Origin of the sequence: Selenomonas sp. WCT3, from assembly GCA_900100835.1 — a bacterium.
Lineage (GTDB): Bacteria > Bacillota > Negativicutes > Selenomonadales > Selenomonadaceae > Selenomonas_A > Selenomonas_A ruminantium_E.
The window spans coordinates 155311-171173 of sequence record FNCM01000003.1; the positions used below are offsets into that span (position 1 = coordinate 155311).

The following is a 15863-nucleotide window of genomic DNA, read 5'->3' on the forward strand; positions in this document are numbered from 1 at the left end:
GATGAACCAGAAAGCAGAAGCATTCCAAGCATACCTAACGGAAAAAGACATTCATTCCTTTTCCGTTGATGAATTGAAGGGAGACGGACAGAAAACCGTGGTGTTTCGCTCCTTTCTCACGATAGAGGGGCAGCAGCTTCCCACTATTGTGATTTTGGATGAGACCATTTTCGCCTTAGTGCGGGTACAGATAGCACCGAAGGCTATGTCGGAAGAAAATCAGTTGGAACTCTTGGCCCGCGTCAACGAGGAATCTTCTGGCTACAAGCCCTTCAAGCTGTACTTGAACAAAGAAGGGGACTTGCTATTGGATGTGTGCCTGGTAATTGAGGAAGAACTGAAGGGAGATACAATCTACACGATGTTCTCACTCATCATCGACTATTTAAACGCCAATTACCGCCAACTTATGAAAGTGATTTGGCAAGGGGAATGAGAGCAGATGTGGTATTGGTAAGCTGCCTTTGTTAAACGAGCAAAGCTCCTGGAGCATGGACTTTAGGAGCTTTGCTTTTTCTATTGCCAGTTTCTTGGGGCGGAAAAGCAGGAAGGTTCTCTATCGCTGTAGAAATACAAAGCGAAGAAATATTCTGTTTTTTTATAATCGGGCAAGAGAAAAGGAGTGTATGAAAATGAATCGGACAAAGAAGGTTATGGCATCTCTTCTGGCAGGTTTGCTGATCGGCAGCACCAGTTATGCGGCAACCGCTGACCGGGAGAGCATTGCCCAAGTAGCTCTGCTGCAATCCTTGGCGCAAGGGTATTTTGGTGGTACGGTGACGGTGGGGCAGCTTCGCAGGCTCGGGGATACGGGTATCGGAACTTTTGAAGGCCTCAACGGTGAGATGATTGTGTTGGATGGCAAGGTCTATCAGGCCTTAGGGGATGGGCGCGTCGTCGTTGCTCCGGACAAGACGATTATCCCCTATGCCACGGTGACTTTCTTTGACAAGGATATTGCCGTTAATTTAACGGATATCAAGGATAAAGCAGCCTTTGAAACGATTTTGAATGAGGAAGTTCAAAAGCAAGGCGCAAACAGCTTCTACATGGTGAAACTCCATGCGCAGTTTGATTCGGTTTTATTCCGCAGTGAATACGGAAGCACGGAGCCGTATCCTACTCTAGTGGAAGCCTTGAAGGGGAAACAGACTGAGTTTACCGAGAAAAATATTAAGGGCACCTTGGTCGGCCTCTATTGCCCCAGCTACATGGGAGAACTGAATTCGGTGGGCTGGCATTTCCATTTCCTGTCGGATGACAAGAAGAAGGGCGGCCACATCTTAGAACTTTCCCTTGACAAGGGTACTATCTATCTGGATAAAACGGACAAGTTCACCATGATTTTGCATGATGATAAAAAATTCCACGATATCAATCTGGCCAAGGATATGAAGGAAGATATCCGCAGCGCCGAGCAGGATACCAAGAGCAGTTTACAGGGAGGAAAATAATCCCAGCACTCACCGTACAGGCATCGATTGCCATTCAAGCTACCAGAGTATCGCCAAGTTTGACGGATTTGCTGGAATGTATTTACGCAGAAATAAATCATGGAGGCTCAAAATGTCAGTAAGGAGTATGCAGATACGCGTTAATCCTGTTTATCTTACCGCTAAGACTGCGGTGTGCTTGATGGAAAAGGCGGGAATACCAGGGGCGGCTAAGATTGCTCGTGCTTTAGCTTTAGAAGACAAGGCATTGCTGCCCAAAATGACAGATGCGGAAACCATTCTGGGCAATGCGTTGGTGGTGGAGGCCAAGTATCGTACCATGTGCCGCTTGATTGAGGCTTCTGGGATTAAGACCGTGGTGGATTTGCCCTGCGGTTATACGCCAAAGGCCATGTATATGACGGAGCATGCACGGAATTTTGTTGGCCTGGACCTTCCTATCGTGGTACAGGAAGTTGAACCGATTATCCGTCCGTTGGTTAGTAAAGCAGCAGAGGCATCCTTTCGGGGAGTAGATGCTACCAACTACCCCTCATTAAAAGCAGCGCTGCATGATGTTAGCGGGCCTTTATGTATCGCAACGGAAGGCATGATGATGTATTTTAGTGAGGAGGAGGCTGATACCGTTATCGCCAATATTCAAACCTTGTTACGGGAATATGGCGGTTGCTGGATAACGCCAGACCCTGAATATGCACTGCAGTTTTGCGGCACCTTTCAGGCTGTTTTCGGCGAGGAATCGCTGGCAAAACTCATGGCGACTAAGGAAACGGCCCAAGACCAGTCTGCCGTGGCTTCCTTTGGAAATTCTTTCCTCGTCGAACCGGCAGCTATACCTGCTACTAAGGCAAGGGCTAATGCGCTTTTAGCAAAGCATGGCCTAAAAGCTGAAATGGTTAATTTAGGGGAACAGCTACCGGAATTAAGCCTTTATAAGCAGCTTGCGTCAGACCAGATTAGGCGCTTTAAGGAAGCCATGCGTAATTGTCATTATTGGCTCATTACCCTTGACGAGAAAAAGGGATTAGAAGATACGGCCAGACATAGGGAAGAATATCCCTTTGGGTTGCAATATACGTTAAATGAGAAAATCCTCCATCTATCCCTGTGTGGCAGGCTTGACACCATCTCGGCACCGGAACTGCTTATCATGTGGGAGAAAGTCAATATTGGCGGAAGTATTGAAGGGGTAAGGATTGATTGTACCCGACTGGAGTATATATCATCGGCAGGGATTCGCCTATTGCTGAAAATACAGGAAAGCTGCAGCAGCCCTATCGTATTTTTCCGAGCTAATGAAAAAGTAAAGGAAATTTTGCAGCAGAAAGGTTTGGGGAAGATGGATGAGAACTAAATGGTGGAAAGGTGGAAAGAGTTATGCTGAGAAAAACTGCGCTGGTTAAGGGGATAGGTCTGCTATTGATGGCCGTATTGATGTTAGTGGGAACAAATGGGGAGGCTGGCCATCTTGAGGATATTTCTGCCCGCGGAACGATTCGGATTGGCACCACGGGAGATTATATCCCTATGTCATATTTAAATCCGCAAACGGGAAAATATGAAGGAATTGATGCCGAGTTATCGAAGCTTATTGCCGATTCCTTGGGGGTAAAAATCCAGTATGTGCCGACAACCTGGCCTACCCTTACCACCGATATGCAGGCAGGCAAATTCGACATTGCTCTTTGCGGCATTTCGCGCAATTACAACCGGGCAAAAAACATGGCCATGTCCGATGCCTATGGGGAAGGGCTTTTTGGCAAGACCATCCTCTGTCGTGCCAAGGATGCCAAACGATTCCAAAGCATCGCCGCTATGGATAAGCCAGAAGTTCGGGTGATGATTAACCCGGGCGGGACAAACGAGAAGTTTGCCCATGCAAATTTTCAGCAGGCCCAGCTTATCGTCTATAAGGACAATGCCGATATTCCCCGTCAAATTGCCGAGGGCAAGGCGGATATTATGATTACAGAAACTGTGGAGGCTGCCCATTATGTCCGCATGGATAAGCGGCTGGCCGCTCCCCTCAAGGATAAGCCCTTCACGCGACACTCCTGTGGCATCCTGATGCAAAAAGGCGACCAGGAATGGCTGAACTACATTAACTTTGTACTAGCGGAGTTGAAGATGGATGGTACCATGGATAGACTGGAGAAAAAGTATCTGAAATGAATATGGGAATAAATACAAGGCAAGACTGTCTTAGTGGCGGCCTTTCAAGTTTCGAGGACAATCGGGACGTGGTGGTTTGAAAACAACCGATTTGGGACGCTGCTATAGGATTTTTGCCTGAAGGTAAATTCGAAGTTGTGTTTGATGGGAGGGTGGCATTATGATTCCCGGAGGAAAAGGAAATCGCAGGTATGTGCAAAATTGTGCCCTTTGTGGCAACGCTCCATGTGATAAAGTATGTCCTAAGGCACTGGAGCCATCCCGGCAGATTCGCAGTATATGGTTTGAAAATGAGAAATGTGCGGCGGCCCGCCTGCCGAAAGAAAATGTATGTGCCGCCTGCGCTGCCCCCTGTGAAACGGCTTGCTTGAAGTGTGGAGAAGTGCCTATCCAAAAGATTATGCAGTTTTTGTTTGATGAGAGAAAGCCGGACTCTGTGCCGGTCATGCCGGAAAATGGAACGGTGTTGCAGACGGAGATCTGTGGAATTCCGTTGGAAAATCCCTTTTTGCTCGCCTCGTCGGTTGTGGGCAGTAATTATGATATGTGTGCCCGTGCCTTTGAGACTGGCTGGGCGGGGGTATCGTTCAAAACCATCTGTGCGTTCCCCATACGAGAAGCCTCGCCACGGTTTTCGGCGATTTACAGCGCGGATGGCAGCATGATGGGCTTTAAAAACATCGAGCAGTTGTCCGACCATAGTGTGGCGGAAAACATGGCGATCTTTCGGCAGCTCAAAAAGAATTATCCGCAGAAATTTATTCTGGCCTCCATCATGGGGCAAAATGATGCGGAGTGGACAGAACTTGCCCGGCTGTGTCAGGAAAATGGTGCCGATGCTCTGGAACTGAATTTTTCCTGCCCCAACATGATGGAAGAGGGGCTGGGGTCCGATATCGGTCAGGTACCGGCGCTGGTGGAGCGCTTCACCGCCGCCGCTAGGCGCGGAACCAGCATTCCCATCCTGGCAAAACTCACGCCCAATGTGGCCCGCATGAGTCCGGCGGCTGAGGCAGCACTTAATGGTGGGGCGGATGGTCTTTCAGCCATTAACACCATCAAGAGCCTGATGGCGGTAAATCCCGATACCTATGTCAGCAGTCCCGACGTCAATGGCAGGTCAGCGGTGGGGGGCTATAGCGGTAACGCCGTAAAGCCGATTGCTTTGCGCTTTATCGCTGAGCTTGCGCAGAATCCAAAGCTTCGTGGGCTGCATTTAAGCGGCATGGGGGGCGTGGAAACCTGGCAGGATGCGCTGGAATTTATGCTGCTTGGCGCCGGTTCCATTCAGGTGGCGACGGCAGTCATGCAGTACGGTTATCGCATCATTGAGGATTTGAAGTCCGGCCTGGCCTATTATTTGCAGGCCAAGGGATTTAATCAGGTAAGAGAGGTAGTAGGACTAGGCCTCGCATCCGTAAGCGCTACGACGGATGACTTGGAGCGGGAAAGCATCGTCTATCCGAAATTTAACCGCAAGACCTGCATTGGCTGTGGCCGTTGCCAGATTTCCTGCATGGATGGCGGTCACCAGGCCATTTGCTTCGATGAAGGGCGGCGGCCAATTCTCGATGCCAAGAAATGCGTGGGCTGTCATCTTTGTGTATTGGTATGTCCCACGGAATCCATCGGTTCTTCGGGAAAGCGAATAAGCAAAAATGGTTGACGGCGAAATGGGGGATGTACAGGAGCGGCCAAAGGCATTATACTTGATACAGGATAATTGTCGATAATGGAGGCTGGGCTTGTGAATCTGGTGGAACGTGTCTGTGGTCACACTTGGATGATCCTGCGTCATAAATATTGGGTGTTTCGGTTTTGCTGCATTGCGGGGATTCCGTGGCAGGGCTTTATGCATGATTGGTCCAAGTTCTCCCCGACGGAGTTTATCGAAAGTGTAAAATACTACAATGGCAAAGTTTCGCCCATAAAAATCTGCAAGCGGGAAAACAATGGGCTTTCGATGGCCTGGATTCATCATCATGGACGGAATCTCCATCATTATGAGGCTTGGTGGGATAATTTTGACCATGGCGCCCATCCCCAGGATATGCCCTATAAATACGCGGTGGAAATGATTTGTGACTGCTTGGGGGCAGCTAAGGCCTACGGCCGGGATGAGTTTACCTTTCAGGCCGAATACGAATGGTGGCAGAATAAATGTGCCACCGGTGTTGGCATGAGCCCGAACATGCAGGCTTTTGTGGAAACGATACTGAGCCAGCTGGCGGCGACGGAAGATTTGAACTTGCTGCGGCCCAAGTCCCTGCGAAAAATTTATGCATCAGTTGTGAAAGAAGGAAAATATGAATATACAGATTTTCGGCACCAAGAAGTGTAACGATACGAAGAAAGCCCAGCGGTTCTTTAAAGAGCGCGGAATAAAGTTCCAATTCATCGACATGCTGGACAAGGGCATGAGCAAAGGCGAATTCCAGTCCGTGGCCAGGGCCCATGGGGGCATCGATGGGATGATCAATCCGGATTGCAAGGATAAAGACGCCTTAGCGCGCATAAACTATATGGCCGATAAGCTTACGACGCTTCTGGAGAATCAGCAGGTCATAAAGACACCAATCGTAAGGAACGGCAAAGAGTCAACGGTGGGGTATGAGCCGGAGCTTTGGAAAAGCTGGCAGGCAGCAAAGGGATAACCTGCGCAAACAGGCGGTCTGACATGTCAAATCTTGACATGTCAGACCGCCTGTTTACGTGGAAGCTAGCCCTCGTCACCATTGGGAGGCATCGGATCTGTGGGGAGATAGATTGCCAGAGTTGGGGTAGCAGGCTGACAATCAGTCCCAGCATGATAATGCCGCAGCCTGCCAGCTGCAGGCCGGTAATGGATTCGTGCAGGATGATTTGAGCAATGGCCGGGTCAATTACGGGAATCAGCAGGGAAAGCGGTGCTACTTTTGCGGCAGTATATTTTCCCAGCAGTACACTCCACATGCCATAGCCAAACAGAGTAGCACCATAGGACAGGTATCCATTTTTCCCCGAAGATTTCCAGCCCGTATTCTAACGGACAGTGGATATTGTACGCGCTTTTGGCTGCGTATCCCAGCCGTAAATGGTTGTAAATGCTGTTCCTTTGCTGTGTCATAAGATAACCGCCCCACAGGCTATAATCCTGCGGAGCGGTTGGCTGGTTATGGGAAAAAGAGGAATAGCTCAGCGGAAGACAAGCTGCACAAGCAGCATATAGAGAGCGGTACCGCCGCCGATGGCTAGCAGCATTTGATGGGTGCGGGCCTGGATGAAGGCGGTGACGGCAACGGCGGCAGCTTCGGGAAGACCATGGCTGCCGCCGGTCAGCTCTACGCCCCGCAGGCAGTAAACGACTAGAAAGCCAAAGACCGCTGCTGGCAGGACTTTGCCCAGATAGCGGACAAAGTTAGGGGTGCGCTCCGGGGCAGGGAAGAGGGCAAAGGATAAAAAGCGGGTGAGGGATGTGGCTGCCACCACCATCAATACGGTGATGATCTGTTCAGTCAGTGACATGTTCCGGCTCCTTTCTGGCGGGGGCGAAGTAATGGCGGCCCAGGGCAAAGACAGCGAAAATTGCCAGCAGGGTGGGGATAAGGTAATGTTCCGGTCCCCATAGCATGAGGCACAGGAGGGAAATTGCGATGCCGGCAAGGGAACTTTGGTGGCGTTCCTCCAGCAGCCATTGCTCCGTAAAGATGCTGACAAACATAGCTGTCAGCACGAAATCGAGCCCCCGAGTATCAAAGGTCAGCAAGGAGCCGCATAGCCCGCCGACAGTGGCTCCGCCAACCCAGTAAAGATGATTGAGCAGCGTTACCCAGAAGAAAAACCAGCCTTTGTCGATATCCGCAGGGATTTTTGCGGTGAAGTTGATGGAAAAGCTTTCATCACACATGCCGTAAATGAGATAAGGCGTTTTCAGGCCATGGCCCCGGTATTTTTCCAGCATGGATATGCCATAAAAAATATGCCGGGCATTGACAATCAGCGCCACCAGGAAGGCATGCAGGGGATTGAAGGGGGCCAGCAGCATGGGGACTGTCAGGAATTCCACCGAACCAGCAAAAATAAGCAGGCTCATCAGGGCAGGATAGATGAAACTAAAGCCGGAAGCATTCATGAAGACACCATAGGCAATGCCGATAAGGAGAAAACCGGCAAAGATGGGCATGGTATAGGGGAATGCCGTCTGCAATGCCCGCCAAGCAGGATGCATGCTGGGGGATGTGCTGTTTGTAGTTTCTGTAGACATGTTTGTACTCCTCCTAGGTATGCGCTTGCTGAAATGTTACAGATAGATTACAATAAAAATAAACATGATACAACATGCAAAAAATCATAGTTCACATGATTTTTTGTCATGGAGAAAGGAGTTACGCAGGATGGACGCCATCAAATGCCAGGCTTTCCTAGTGGCTGCCCAGAGGGGGAGCTTTACAGCGGCAGCACAGGAACTGGGGTACACTCAGTCAGGCATCACCCGCATGATAAATGCGCTGGAGGAAGAACTGGGATTCCGGGTTTTTGCCCGTGTCAGAGGCGGTGTACAACTCACCGATAACGGTCATAGGATACTGCCCTTGCTGGAAAATATTGTTCGTGCCTACCAGCAGGTGGAGGAATACAGCGGGGATATTTGCGGCCTGGTACGGGGCACGGTTTCCGTGGGCTGTTACTATAGTGTATCGTTTATGTGGATGCCGCAGATCATTCGCAAATTCCAGAAACGGTATCCGCATATCCGTGTGAATATGCTGGAACGCAGCAACCGTGATCTGGCCACCCTGCTGGCTAGCCGCCGTCTGGACATCTGCGTGGGGGCCAGGCTGTCCGAGGTAGACTACGAATGGATTCCCCTTTACCGTGACGAGATGGTGGCCTGGCTGCCCCAGGGACACCCGCTGACCAGAGCCAAACAGCTCACGCCGAAGATGCTGGAGGGAGAGACTTTTATCCAGCCGCTGCCCCAACAGGATACGGAATTGGATAGGTTGCTGCAGGGCGAAAATCTGTCGATGAATCTGCGCTATTCCACCCAGGAGGCGTTTACCACTTACAACATGGTAGAAGCCGGGCTGGGGGTAAGCCTCAATCAAAGGTTGATTTCACAAAAATGGCACGGTCAGGTAGAACTGGCATCCTTTTCTCCGCCCCAATACTTCGAGATGGGCATAGCTGTGCCGTGTCTCAAAGAAGCATCGCCTGCCACCAGAAAGTTAATCGAATGTATCCGTGAAACTGTGGCAGAACTTATATAATATGCACAGCCTTTATCTAGGTAAAATACGGATGGCATCAGGGAAAAGGACACGCCGGCAGCAAGAAAATGAGCCGTAGAGTTGGAACCTGTGTATTCGCGTGGGGCTGTGATAAAGCTGACAGCAAATGGGGACGGGATGTGCTAAGGTATTCCTGGATAGGGGTAGATGGAGGTAAGGCTTGCAGAAAGGATTGCTTATGGAGAACAGGATTTTACTCAAGCGCATCTATGAACCGCCAGAGGAAAGTGATGGATATCGGATACTGGTGGATAGATTGTGGCCGCGAGGCATCAAGAAGGAAGCGGCTCATCTCGATGAATGGGCCAAGGTCATTACGCCTAGTACCGAAATCCGGCGCTTGTATCATCAAGGCGAGATGCCCTTTGATGGCTTTGCGGAGGCCTACCAGGAAGAACTGGCAGCTAGTGAAGGGGCGGCGGCCTTTGTTGCCCATTGTCGAGAGCTGTTAGCGGCGCAGAATGTGACCTTGGTGTATGCGGCGAAAAACGAGCAGGAAAATCATGTGCTGGTGCTGCGGGAGTGGCTGCGGCGGAATATGTAAGAATGGGCGGTTTGACAAGTCAGATTTTGACTTGTCAGGCCGCTCGTTGTATTTTTACGGAAGGTTGACCGGTCAATGGGAAATGTTAAGTAAACTATAAGAATTAAAGGGTATAATACGGATTGTTTCACGTTGCAAAAATCAAAGGAGGCTTATTGTGAGTACTTTTTGTGAACGCACCAATTCAGCTGATGTGAGCTGGTGCAAAAAATGGATTTTGGCATTGGCAATTGTCCAGATTCTGGTTATAGGTAAATCGTTCCTCGCCATGACCGGAGCATTGGCAAGTGATGCTGCTATGCTGTTTAATATGGTGGCAGGAATCGGTGTCATTTTGTTCTTGATTTTGACGATATATGTCAATTATAAGAATAAGGTCTGGCACTTTTTATTCCGGTTGCTGTTAAGTGTCATGGTCAATGTGATTTTATTGGTGATGGCCGCTTATTCTATTGGTGTTGCCGCGGCAATCGTTTGGGTGGTGGCCGCTGTCTTTGTCAATCGCCGGCGGTTTGCGGTATTTCTGCGGTATAAAAACTATATCCGCTATATCGTGGCAACGTATATCCTGACGGCTGGCCTCAGATTGGCCGTGATGCGGCTCTTTTTCCATAAGCCGGAGATGTGGCCGCTGATTCAGCTTGGTTCGTTTGCCATTAGCATGGCGCTGCTCGGCTGGTTCTATCATTTGCTCATGCAGGAGATACAGAAAGGGAGAACGTTCTTCGAGGCGACGCGCATTGTGGCGCTGATTCCCGTGGTTTTTATCTATTTCCTCATCGGCTTGCTTACCATTGTGCCCGTGAAATTCTTCTCGGGCGAAAGCCTTTTCGGTGAAGAGGGAAATGATTATCTCGTAATGCCAAAGAAATAATTCGTTTGCGTATCTGAATGATAGCGCAACAAGGTAAAACAGACGGCCTGATAAGTCATTGTATTGACAAGTCAGGCCGTCTGTTTTATGTTTGAGGACTTTGACCAGTTAAAGTGCTTGGTCAAATGGCCTTGTCATGATGTTTACAAAAATATAACGATATTGACGCTTATGGTATACTGATGTAAATATATTTTTTATTAGCAAAGCAGAGATATTAGCGGGAGGTTGGCTGATGATGGGAATGACGACACGTCTGACGGTAGTGGTGGATAATGTGGCAACGGGAAAGTTTACGGGCGAGTGGGGGCTCTCGCTGTTGGTGGAATATGGTGCGCAGAAGATTTTGGTCGACTGTGGCGCGTCCGAATTGTTTGCAGCCAATATGGAAAAGTTGGGCCTATCTATTGAGGAGGTCGATTACGGTGTACTCAGTCATGCGCACTTTGACCATGCCAATGGCGTGCCGTATTTTTTCGCGCACAATGATAAGGCGAAGTTTTACCTGCGTGATGCGGCAGGAGAAAATTGTTACAGCCAGAAATGGTTCTTCTTTAAAGAGTATATCGGTATTCCGAAAAAGATGCTCGAAACGTATCGAAACCGGCTGGTCTTGGTGTCTGGTGATTACAAGCTCTGCGACGGTGTGTATCTGGTTCCGCATAAGACAGCACGGCTTGAGGAAATCGGCCGGCGGGAGAAGATGTATGTGAAAACTGCGGCAGGCTTTGTGTACGATGATTTTTCGCATGAGCAAAGCGTGGTCATCGAAACGGCCAAAGGGTTGGTCATCATCAATTCGTGCTGTCATGGCGGGGCGGCAAATATCATTCGCGAAGTCCAGACGGCATTTCCGGGGCAGTATATTTATGGGCTTATTGGCGGCTTTCATCTTTATAAGAAGAGCAAAGCTGAAGTGCAAAAGGTGGCACAGGAAATCAAAGCGACGGGGATAGAGTATGTTTGCACGGGCCATTGTACGGAAGAACGAGCTTATAAGTGGTTAAAAGAAGAGCTCGGAAGCCGATTGCAAAAGATGCAGGTCGGCCTGGTGCTGGATTGGTAATTACGTAAAAGGGACAATTGCTATGGAAATATATGCGACAGAAGAAAAGCAGGAATATATGCCGTTGCTCCTGCTAGCTGATGAGCAGCAGAGTATGGTTGAAAAGTATTTGGCAGCAGGTACGATGTATGTCCTTGCGGATGAAGGCGAAGTGCGAGCTGAGTGTGTGGTAACGGATGCAGGAACTGGCATACTGGAAATCATGAATATCGCCGTTGCCCCAGCGTGGCAGGGGCGAGGGTATGGGAAAGAACTCATTGAATACGTGGAAAATCGGTATCGAGCGTCCTATGACTGGCTTCAGGTGGGAACCGGCGACAGTCCGTTGACTATTCCCTTTTATGAGCACTGCGGGTTTGTCCGGCACCATGTGCGGAAGAATTTCTTTGTCGAGAACTATGATCATCCCATCGTTGAGTGCGGGCATAGGCTGATTGATATGATTGTTTTGCGGAAGAAATTGCGCCCTTATTAAAATCTCTTTTTTTACGATATATAGAAGAGAGGTGTTAGTAAAGGAGGATTGTATGGAGATTCAAGCAACAAAAGCGGTGCTGTGGAATTCAGGTGCCGCAGAAACAGAGTCGTCGAAGCGGGATAAGACCCCGGTGGCCAAAACGGTGTTTTCCCATATGCTCCGCCAGCTTGAGACTGGCGGCGGTATCCGTGATACCGGCGAGGGCGATAATGGCGAGGAAACCACTACGGTCACGCAGGTTATGTCGGATGGTTCGGTGCTCGTAACCATTTATGCAGGTGACCGCATCGTGTCACAGAGCAAGACCCATGCGGCGCACCCCGAGGAGAATCCGACGATACTGAGCACGCAGGTGGAAAAATCAGGGCAGGCTATCCCCGCTGAGGCGGAGAAGATGGCCAGCGCCGAAACGGCTGCTTTAATGATGAATGCGTTGGGCAAAGTTTGAAACATAGTAGTATAGGATAGAGCAGGCTGACCGGTCAATTTACTGGTCAGCTTTTTATATGGTATAACGCTACGAATACGATGCATAAGCTTGTGTCTGTTATCGAAACGAAATTTTCGATGACCCAGGATTAAAATAAAAGCCGTGTAAAAATAGACGGATTGCCAGTCGGTTTTGGTGGTAATTCGTCTGTTTTTTGCGTTACTATAACATTTATGTTAAAATGTATGTATGAAATGTTTATTAAATACATAAAAGAAAGGGTGACCGGATGAGTTTTAGTAAGGAATCTGTATCTGTTGCTATGGCCTATGTTGGCGTTTTGGTGGGGGCAGGTCTATCTTCGGGGCAGGACTTGCTGCAGTATTTTTTGAGCTTTGGTGAAATAGGCTTGGTGGGCGTTCTTGTACTGGGCCTGTTGAATATAGTTTTTGGGCGCATCATTGTGACCCTGGGGTCACATTATCAGTCGAATAATCATCAGGAAGTCTTGGAGCAGATTGCCCATCCTGTCATCCGGCGTATCATTGACATTACGTTGGTGGTTTCCTGTTTTGCCGTTGGTTTTGTCATGGTCGCTGGGGCTGGGGCCAATTTACAGCAGCAATTCGGCCTGCCAAGTTGGCTGGGGGCACTACTGTGTTCGGTGCTGATTGCTGTGATTGCGTTTATGGACTTTGATAAGATTACCCGGGTGCTTGGCGTTTTTACGCCCATCATCGTGGTTATGATTTTAGTGGCAACGGGCTATACCTTTTGGGGTAAGTCTTATGATTTCACGCTCCTCGATGAGGTGTCGAGGACAATGCGGCCGGCAATGCCGAATGTTTATTTGGCCGTTATCAATTACTTTGCCCTTTGCGTGATGAATGGTGTTTCCATGGCCTTTGTGCTTGGCGGTTCGGTGGTACGCATTGGCGATGCGGAAAAAGGCGGCGCCTTAGGCGGTGCCCTTATCGGTTTGATTGTGGGCAGTGCTTCGATGGCGCTGTTTGCTAATCTCGACAAGGTTAAGGATGTAGAGATTCCGATGCTGACGCTGGTGAATGAGATTCATCCGCTCTTTGCCGGCATTTATGCAGTGGTCATATTCGCGTTGATTTTCAATACGGCTTTTAGTCTTTACTATGCCACGGCCCGGCGGTTTGCCGGCAGTGATACCAGCAAGATGCGCAAAATCCTTCTGGCTATTGTGGCGCTGGGTTATGTTTGCAGCTTTGGCGGTTTTTCCCAGCTGGTTGCCTGGATGTATCCGCTGCTTGGGTATATGGGCATCCTGTTGCTGGCGGTGCTGGCGGTGGCTTGGGTGCAGGAACGGGAGAATATCATTCGGGAGAAATTTTTGCGGCGCAAGATGATACGGCTGCTTTTCCGTAAGTACGATGAGGATATGGAATTTCGTCCTGAGCATAAAAAGTTGTTCCGAAAGCTCGGGGAAATGTCGGTGGCCAACACGAAGCAATTGACCCAGGATATCAAGGCCTATGCAAAAGAAGTGGCAGAGACGACGGAGGATTTGCAGGAATATGCCCGGGAAAATCTATCCTTGAAAAAGACGATGTGATACTGACAAATGGAAGATAAATCTGTTAGTGAAAATCGAAGGGCTATCAATAAAAACGGACTGACCGGTTAATTCGGTCAGTCCGTTTCTTGGTGTGGGGATGGGAGGGGATTTAACAGCTGCAGGCAGGAGAGAAGGTAGTCACTTTGGGCGGATTGGGCGATGCCGGTTTTGCACCAAAGGGCAAAGTGTTCACAGTTGTTTAGTAGCAGGTTGTAGCCCCGTTCGCCTAGTTTGCTGCGGGCCCTGGCGACGGTTTCTTCGGGAGAGAATAATTCGATATCGTCCCCCAGCAGGCGGTGGACGATCCAGTCAAAAAGTGGCGGACCGGATGGTGTGGTGGAGTTTAACACGTAAATCGTGTCACTGACGCCCTGAAAATCTGCCAGCGTGGTTTCGCTGATGATGCCATCGCTAACCAAGGGATTTTTTTCTTTGTAGTAGTGGATGACCTGCTGGTTGCCGGCATAGATGCCAAAATGGCGGTAGCCGGTGCGTTTGACGTAAAGGATGTCGCCAGGTTTTATGGCTGTCATGATATCACCTCTTGTGGTACGATGAAAATGGATAATATTGCTTTATTCGCCAGAAAAGGGAAATATCCTTTGCTGGCGAAACTATTGATGGAAAAGACTATGATAACCAAAGGTGTGATTTGCTATGGATTATTCGGTGGAATATAGAAAGAGCGGAATGCCCCTGTCGGTGTTTCAGCAAAATTATCAAGATATTGGCAACTATCTTGCCTATTGCAAGGCCTGCCCCAACTATAATACGGTTTGGAGTTGTCCGCCCTTGCCCTTTGATGCGGCGGCCTATTTGGAAAAGTTTCCGTGGATGTATGTGGTGGGGGCTAAGATAAATTTGAGTCCCGAGACGATTAAGCAAGCCGATACGGCGGAGAAGGTCAAAGACATGGGCTGGAATATTGTGGTGGAAGTAAAGCTGGCGATGGAAGAAAAGATGCGGAAGCTAGAGGCGAAGCTTCCGGGAAGTATGGCGTTATCCTCGGGGGGCTGCAATCTTTGCTCTGTTTGCAGCCGAGGCGAGGGCACACCTTGCCGCTGGCCGGATAAGATGCGGTATTCCTTAGATGCCTTTGGCTTTAATCTGACCGCAATCGCCCGGGAAATGCTGGGAATTGAAATTCAGTGGTGCCAAGACAGGCTGCCTAATTATTTCACCTTGGTTCATGGTATCGCAACGACAGCAGAAATAACGGAGAATATGTGGGCGGTCATGGATATGACTTTTGACGAGAAACGCGAGGAAGGACTTGACAAGTCAACTAAGAATCGATAAGATAACATGTGTTACGTAACGATTGTTTTACATGAAAGGATTAGGTTTATGCCCCCAAAGGTTAAGTTTCAAAAAGAGGAGATTGTCGCAGCTGCACTGGAAGTGGTGCGCAAGAAGGGAATCGATGCGGTGACGGCGCGAGAGGTGGCAGCGGAGCTTGGCGTATCACCACGGCCAATCTTTACGTGGTTCACGACGATGGAACAGCTGAAGGTTGAGGTCTATGCCATGGCTAAGCGGCGCTATCGGCAATATATCGAGACGGGGCTCAAAGGCCCGGTGCCGTTTTTGGGCGTTGGCCAGCAGTATATCCAATTTGCCAAGGAGGAGCCTGAGCTTTACAAGCTGCTTTTTTTGACCAAACCGGATGAGGCGGTGGGCGGTGCTATGGATGCCCTGCATTTTTCCCAGGAGCTTGTGCGGGAGTCGGTTATGCGCATCTATCACATGGATGGGGCAACGGCGGACAAATATTTTCGCAATCTGTGGCTGGTGGCCTTCAGCTTTGCAACACTCATAGTCACCGACGACTGCCCTTATACCGATGAAGAGATGAGCGCGACCTTTACCGAGATGAGTCTTGCCTACTGCAAGGCCTTCAAGGAAGTGCCAGGCTTTGCTACAGGAGATTTTGACAAGGACGCAATCTTTGGGGCATTGGTCAAGAAGTAAAGAGAAAGTACGAGGGTAT

General features: G+C 49.4%; 20 protein-coding genes. 16 read left to right on the forward strand and 4 right to left on the reverse strand.

What is annotated here, in order from left to right:
* The first annotated feature begins 1 nt into the window (after position 1).
* From BLQ36_RS03870 to BLQ36_RS03900, 7 genes are all read left to right on the forward strand, one after another.
* The gene (locus BLQ36_RS03870) at positions 2–436 is read left to right on the forward strand and encodes a hypothetical protein (protein WP_074514070.1); all 435 of its coding nucleotides are present in this window, start codon (positions 2–4) and stop codon (positions 434–436) included.
* 196 nt (positions 437–632) lie between these two features.
* A complete protein-coding gene (budA, locus tag BLQ36_RS03875; protein ID WP_318260906.1) occupies positions 633–1454 on the forward strand; it encodes an acetolactate decarboxylase in 822 nt (273 codons plus the stop codon).
* Positions 1455–1566: 112 nt separating this feature from the next.
* Entirely contained in the window at positions 1567–2808 is a 1242-nt protein-coding gene (locus tag BLQ36_RS03880; protein ID WP_074514072.1) for an STAS domain-containing protein, read from the forward strand.
* A gap of 23 nt (positions 2809–2831) precedes the next feature.
* Entirely contained in the window at positions 2832–3626 is a 795-nt protein-coding gene (locus BLQ36_RS03885; RefSeq protein WP_074514073.1) for a transporter substrate-binding domain-containing protein, read from the forward strand.
* 160 nt (positions 3627–3786) lie between these two features.
* Positions 3787–5292, forward strand: coding sequence for an NAD-dependent dihydropyrimidine dehydrogenase subunit PreA (preA, locus tag BLQ36_RS03890; protein ID WP_074514074.1), 1506 nt, complete (start codon positions 3787–3789; stop codon positions 5290–5292).
* Positions 5293–5373: 81 nt separating this feature from the next.
* Positions 5374–5967, forward strand: a complete 594-nt coding sequence (locus tag BLQ36_RS03895; protein ID WP_074514168.1) for a DUF5662 family protein — start codon at positions 5374–5376, stop codon at positions 5965–5967.
* Complete coding sequence (locus tag BLQ36_RS03900; RefSeq protein ID WP_074514075.1) at positions 5933–6280, forward strand: arsenate reductase family protein; 348 nt, start codon at positions 5933–5935, stop codon at positions 6278–6280. Before BLQ36_RS03895 ends, BLQ36_RS03900 begins: the two co-directional genes overlap by 35 nt.
* Here BLQ36_RS03900 and BLQ36_RS13635 read toward each other — a convergent pair.
* The 3 genes from BLQ36_RS13635 to BLQ36_RS03915 all read right to left on the reverse strand — a co-directional run bounded on the left by BLQ36_RS13635 (position 6189) and on the right by BLQ36_RS03915 (position 7869).
* Complete coding sequence (locus BLQ36_RS13635) at positions 6189–6611, reverse strand: EamA family transporter (protein ID WP_412582399.1); 423 nt, start codon at positions 6609–6611, stop codon at positions 6189–6191. The genes BLQ36_RS03900 and BLQ36_RS13635 overlap by 92 nt on opposite strands.
* Before the next feature lie 189 nt (positions 6612–6800).
* Positions 6801–7130: a branched-chain amino acid transporter permease gene (locus tag BLQ36_RS03910; RefSeq protein ID WP_074514077.1), complete on the reverse strand. Its 330-nt coding sequence runs from the start codon at positions 7128–7130 to the stop codon at positions 6801–6803.
* On the reverse strand, positions 7117–7869 hold the full coding sequence (locus BLQ36_RS03915) for an AzlC family ABC transporter permease (protein ID WP_081342207.1): 753 nt from the start codon (positions 7867–7869) through the stop codon (positions 7117–7119). The genes BLQ36_RS03910 and BLQ36_RS03915 overlap by 14 nt, the downstream gene beginning before the upstream one ends.
* A gap of 130 nt (positions 7870–7999) precedes the next feature.
* On the opposite strand from BLQ36_RS03915, the gene BLQ36_RS03920 reads away from it, so the two are divergent.
* The 7 genes from BLQ36_RS03920 (at position 8000) to BLQ36_RS03950 (ending at position 13870) form a co-directional block, all read left to right on the forward strand.
* Entirely contained in the window at positions 8000–8875 is an 876-nt protein-coding gene (locus BLQ36_RS03920; RefSeq protein WP_074514078.1) for a LysR family transcriptional regulator, read from the forward strand.
* Between the two features lie 181 nt (positions 8876–9056).
* A complete protein-coding gene (locus BLQ36_RS03925; protein ID WP_318260907.1) occupies positions 9057–9440 on the forward strand; it encodes a DUF488 domain-containing protein in 384 nt (127 codons plus the stop codon).
* Positions 9441–9597: 157 nt separating this feature from the next.
* Complete coding sequence (locus BLQ36_RS03930) at positions 9598–10314, forward strand: hypothetical protein (protein ID WP_074514079.1); 717 nt, start codon at positions 9598–9600, stop codon at positions 10312–10314.
* A gap of 235 nt (positions 10315–10549) precedes the next feature.
* Positions 10550–11380, forward strand: a complete 831-nt coding sequence (locus BLQ36_RS03935) for an MBL fold metallo-hydrolase (RefSeq protein WP_218970064.1) — start codon at positions 10550–10552, stop codon at positions 11378–11380.
* 22 nt (positions 11381–11402) lie between these two features.
* Entirely contained in the window at positions 11403–11855 is a 453-nt protein-coding gene (locus BLQ36_RS03940; RefSeq protein ID WP_074514080.1) for a GNAT family N-acetyltransferase, read from the forward strand.
* 52 nt (positions 11856–11907) lie between these two features.
* Positions 11908–12306, forward strand: a complete 399-nt coding sequence (locus BLQ36_RS03945) for a hypothetical protein (RefSeq protein ID WP_180364827.1) — start codon at positions 11908–11910, stop codon at positions 12304–12306.
* A 271-nt stretch (positions 12307–12577) separates the two neighbouring features.
* The gene (locus BLQ36_RS03950; protein WP_074514081.1) at positions 12578–13870 is read left to right on the forward strand and encodes a hypothetical protein; all 1293 of its coding nucleotides are present in this window, start codon (positions 12578–12580) and stop codon (positions 13868–13870) included.
* Positions 13871–13947: 77 nt separating this feature from the next.
* Here BLQ36_RS03950 and BLQ36_RS03955 read toward each other — a convergent pair whose 3' ends face one another.
* The gene (locus BLQ36_RS03955; protein WP_074514082.1) at positions 13948–14406 is read right to left on the reverse strand and encodes a lecithin retinol acyltransferase family protein; all 459 of its coding nucleotides are present in this window, start codon (positions 14404–14406) and stop codon (positions 13948–13950) included.
* Between the two features lie 124 nt (positions 14407–14530).
* Here BLQ36_RS03955 and BLQ36_RS03960 point away from each other — a divergent pair, with 124 nt between their 5' ends.
* Complete coding sequence (locus tag BLQ36_RS03960) at positions 14531–15172, forward strand: DUF2284 domain-containing protein (RefSeq protein WP_081342209.1); 642 nt, start codon at positions 14531–14533, stop codon at positions 15170–15172.
* 48 nt (positions 15173–15220) lie between these two features.
* Positions 15221–15844: a TetR/AcrR family transcriptional regulator gene (locus BLQ36_RS03965; RefSeq protein WP_074514084.1), complete on the forward strand. Its 624-nt coding sequence runs from the start codon at positions 15221–15223 to the stop codon at positions 15842–15844.
* The last annotated feature ends 19 nt before the right edge of the window (positions 15845–15863 follow it).

What these genes read in the sequence shown, in the direction of transcription:
- BLQ36_RS03870 (WP_074514070.1), top strand. Translation starts at nt 2, where the DNA reads ATGAACCAGAAAGCAGAAGCATTCCAAGCATACCTAACGGAAAAAGAC.
- budA (WP_318260906.1), top strand. Translation starts at nt 633, where the DNA reads ATGAATCGGACAAAGAAGGTTATGGCATCTCTTCTGGCAGGTTTGCTG.
- BLQ36_RS03880 (WP_074514072.1), top strand. Translation starts at nt 1,567, where the DNA reads ATGTCAGTAAGGAGTATGCAGATACGCGTTAATCCTGTTTATCTTACC.
- BLQ36_RS03885 (WP_074514073.1), top strand. Translation starts at nt 2,832, where the DNA reads ATGCTGAGAAAAACTGCGCTGGTTAAGGGGATAGGTCTGCTATTGATG.
- preA (WP_074514074.1), top strand. Translation starts at nt 3,787, where the DNA reads ATGATTCCCGGAGGAAAAGGAAATCGCAGGTATGTGCAAAATTGTGCC.
- BLQ36_RS03900 (WP_074514075.1), top strand. Translation starts at nt 5,933, where the DNA reads ATGAATATACAGATTTTCGGCACCAAGAAGTGTAACGATACGAAGAAA.
- BLQ36_RS03910 (WP_074514077.1), bottom strand. Translation starts at nt 7,130, where the DNA reads ATGTCACTGACTGAACAGATCATCACCGTATTGATGGTGGTGGCAGCC.
- BLQ36_RS03915 (WP_081342207.1), bottom strand. Translation starts at nt 7,869, where the DNA reads ATGTCTACAGAAACTACAAACAGCACATCCCCCAGCATGCATCCTGCT.
- BLQ36_RS03920 (WP_074514078.1), top strand. Translation starts at nt 8,000, where the DNA reads ATGGACGCCATCAAATGCCAGGCTTTCCTAGTGGCTGCCCAGAGGGGG.
- BLQ36_RS03935 (WP_218970064.1), top strand. Translation starts at nt 10,550, where the DNA reads ATGATGGGAATGACGACACGTCTGACGGTAGTGGTGGATAATGTGGCA.
- BLQ36_RS03940 (WP_074514080.1), top strand. Translation starts at nt 11,403, where the DNA reads ATGGAAATATATGCGACAGAAGAAAAGCAGGAATATATGCCGTTGCTC.
- BLQ36_RS03945 (WP_180364827.1), top strand. Translation starts at nt 11,908, where the DNA reads ATGGAGATTCAAGCAACAAAAGCGGTGCTGTGGAATTCAGGTGCCGCA.
- BLQ36_RS03950 (WP_074514081.1), top strand. Translation starts at nt 12,578, where the DNA reads ATGAGTTTTAGTAAGGAATCTGTATCTGTTGCTATGGCCTATGTTGGC.
- BLQ36_RS03955 (WP_074514082.1), bottom strand. Translation starts at nt 14,406, where the DNA reads ATGACAGCCATAAAACCTGGCGACATCCTTTACGTCAAACGCACCGGC.
- BLQ36_RS03960 (WP_081342209.1), top strand. Translation starts at nt 14,531, where the DNA reads ATGGATTATTCGGTGGAATATAGAAAGAGCGGAATGCCCCTGTCGGTG.
- BLQ36_RS03965 (WP_074514084.1), top strand. Translation starts at nt 15,221, where the DNA reads ATGCCCCCAAAGGTTAAGTTTCAAAAAGAGGAGATTGTCGCAGCTGCA.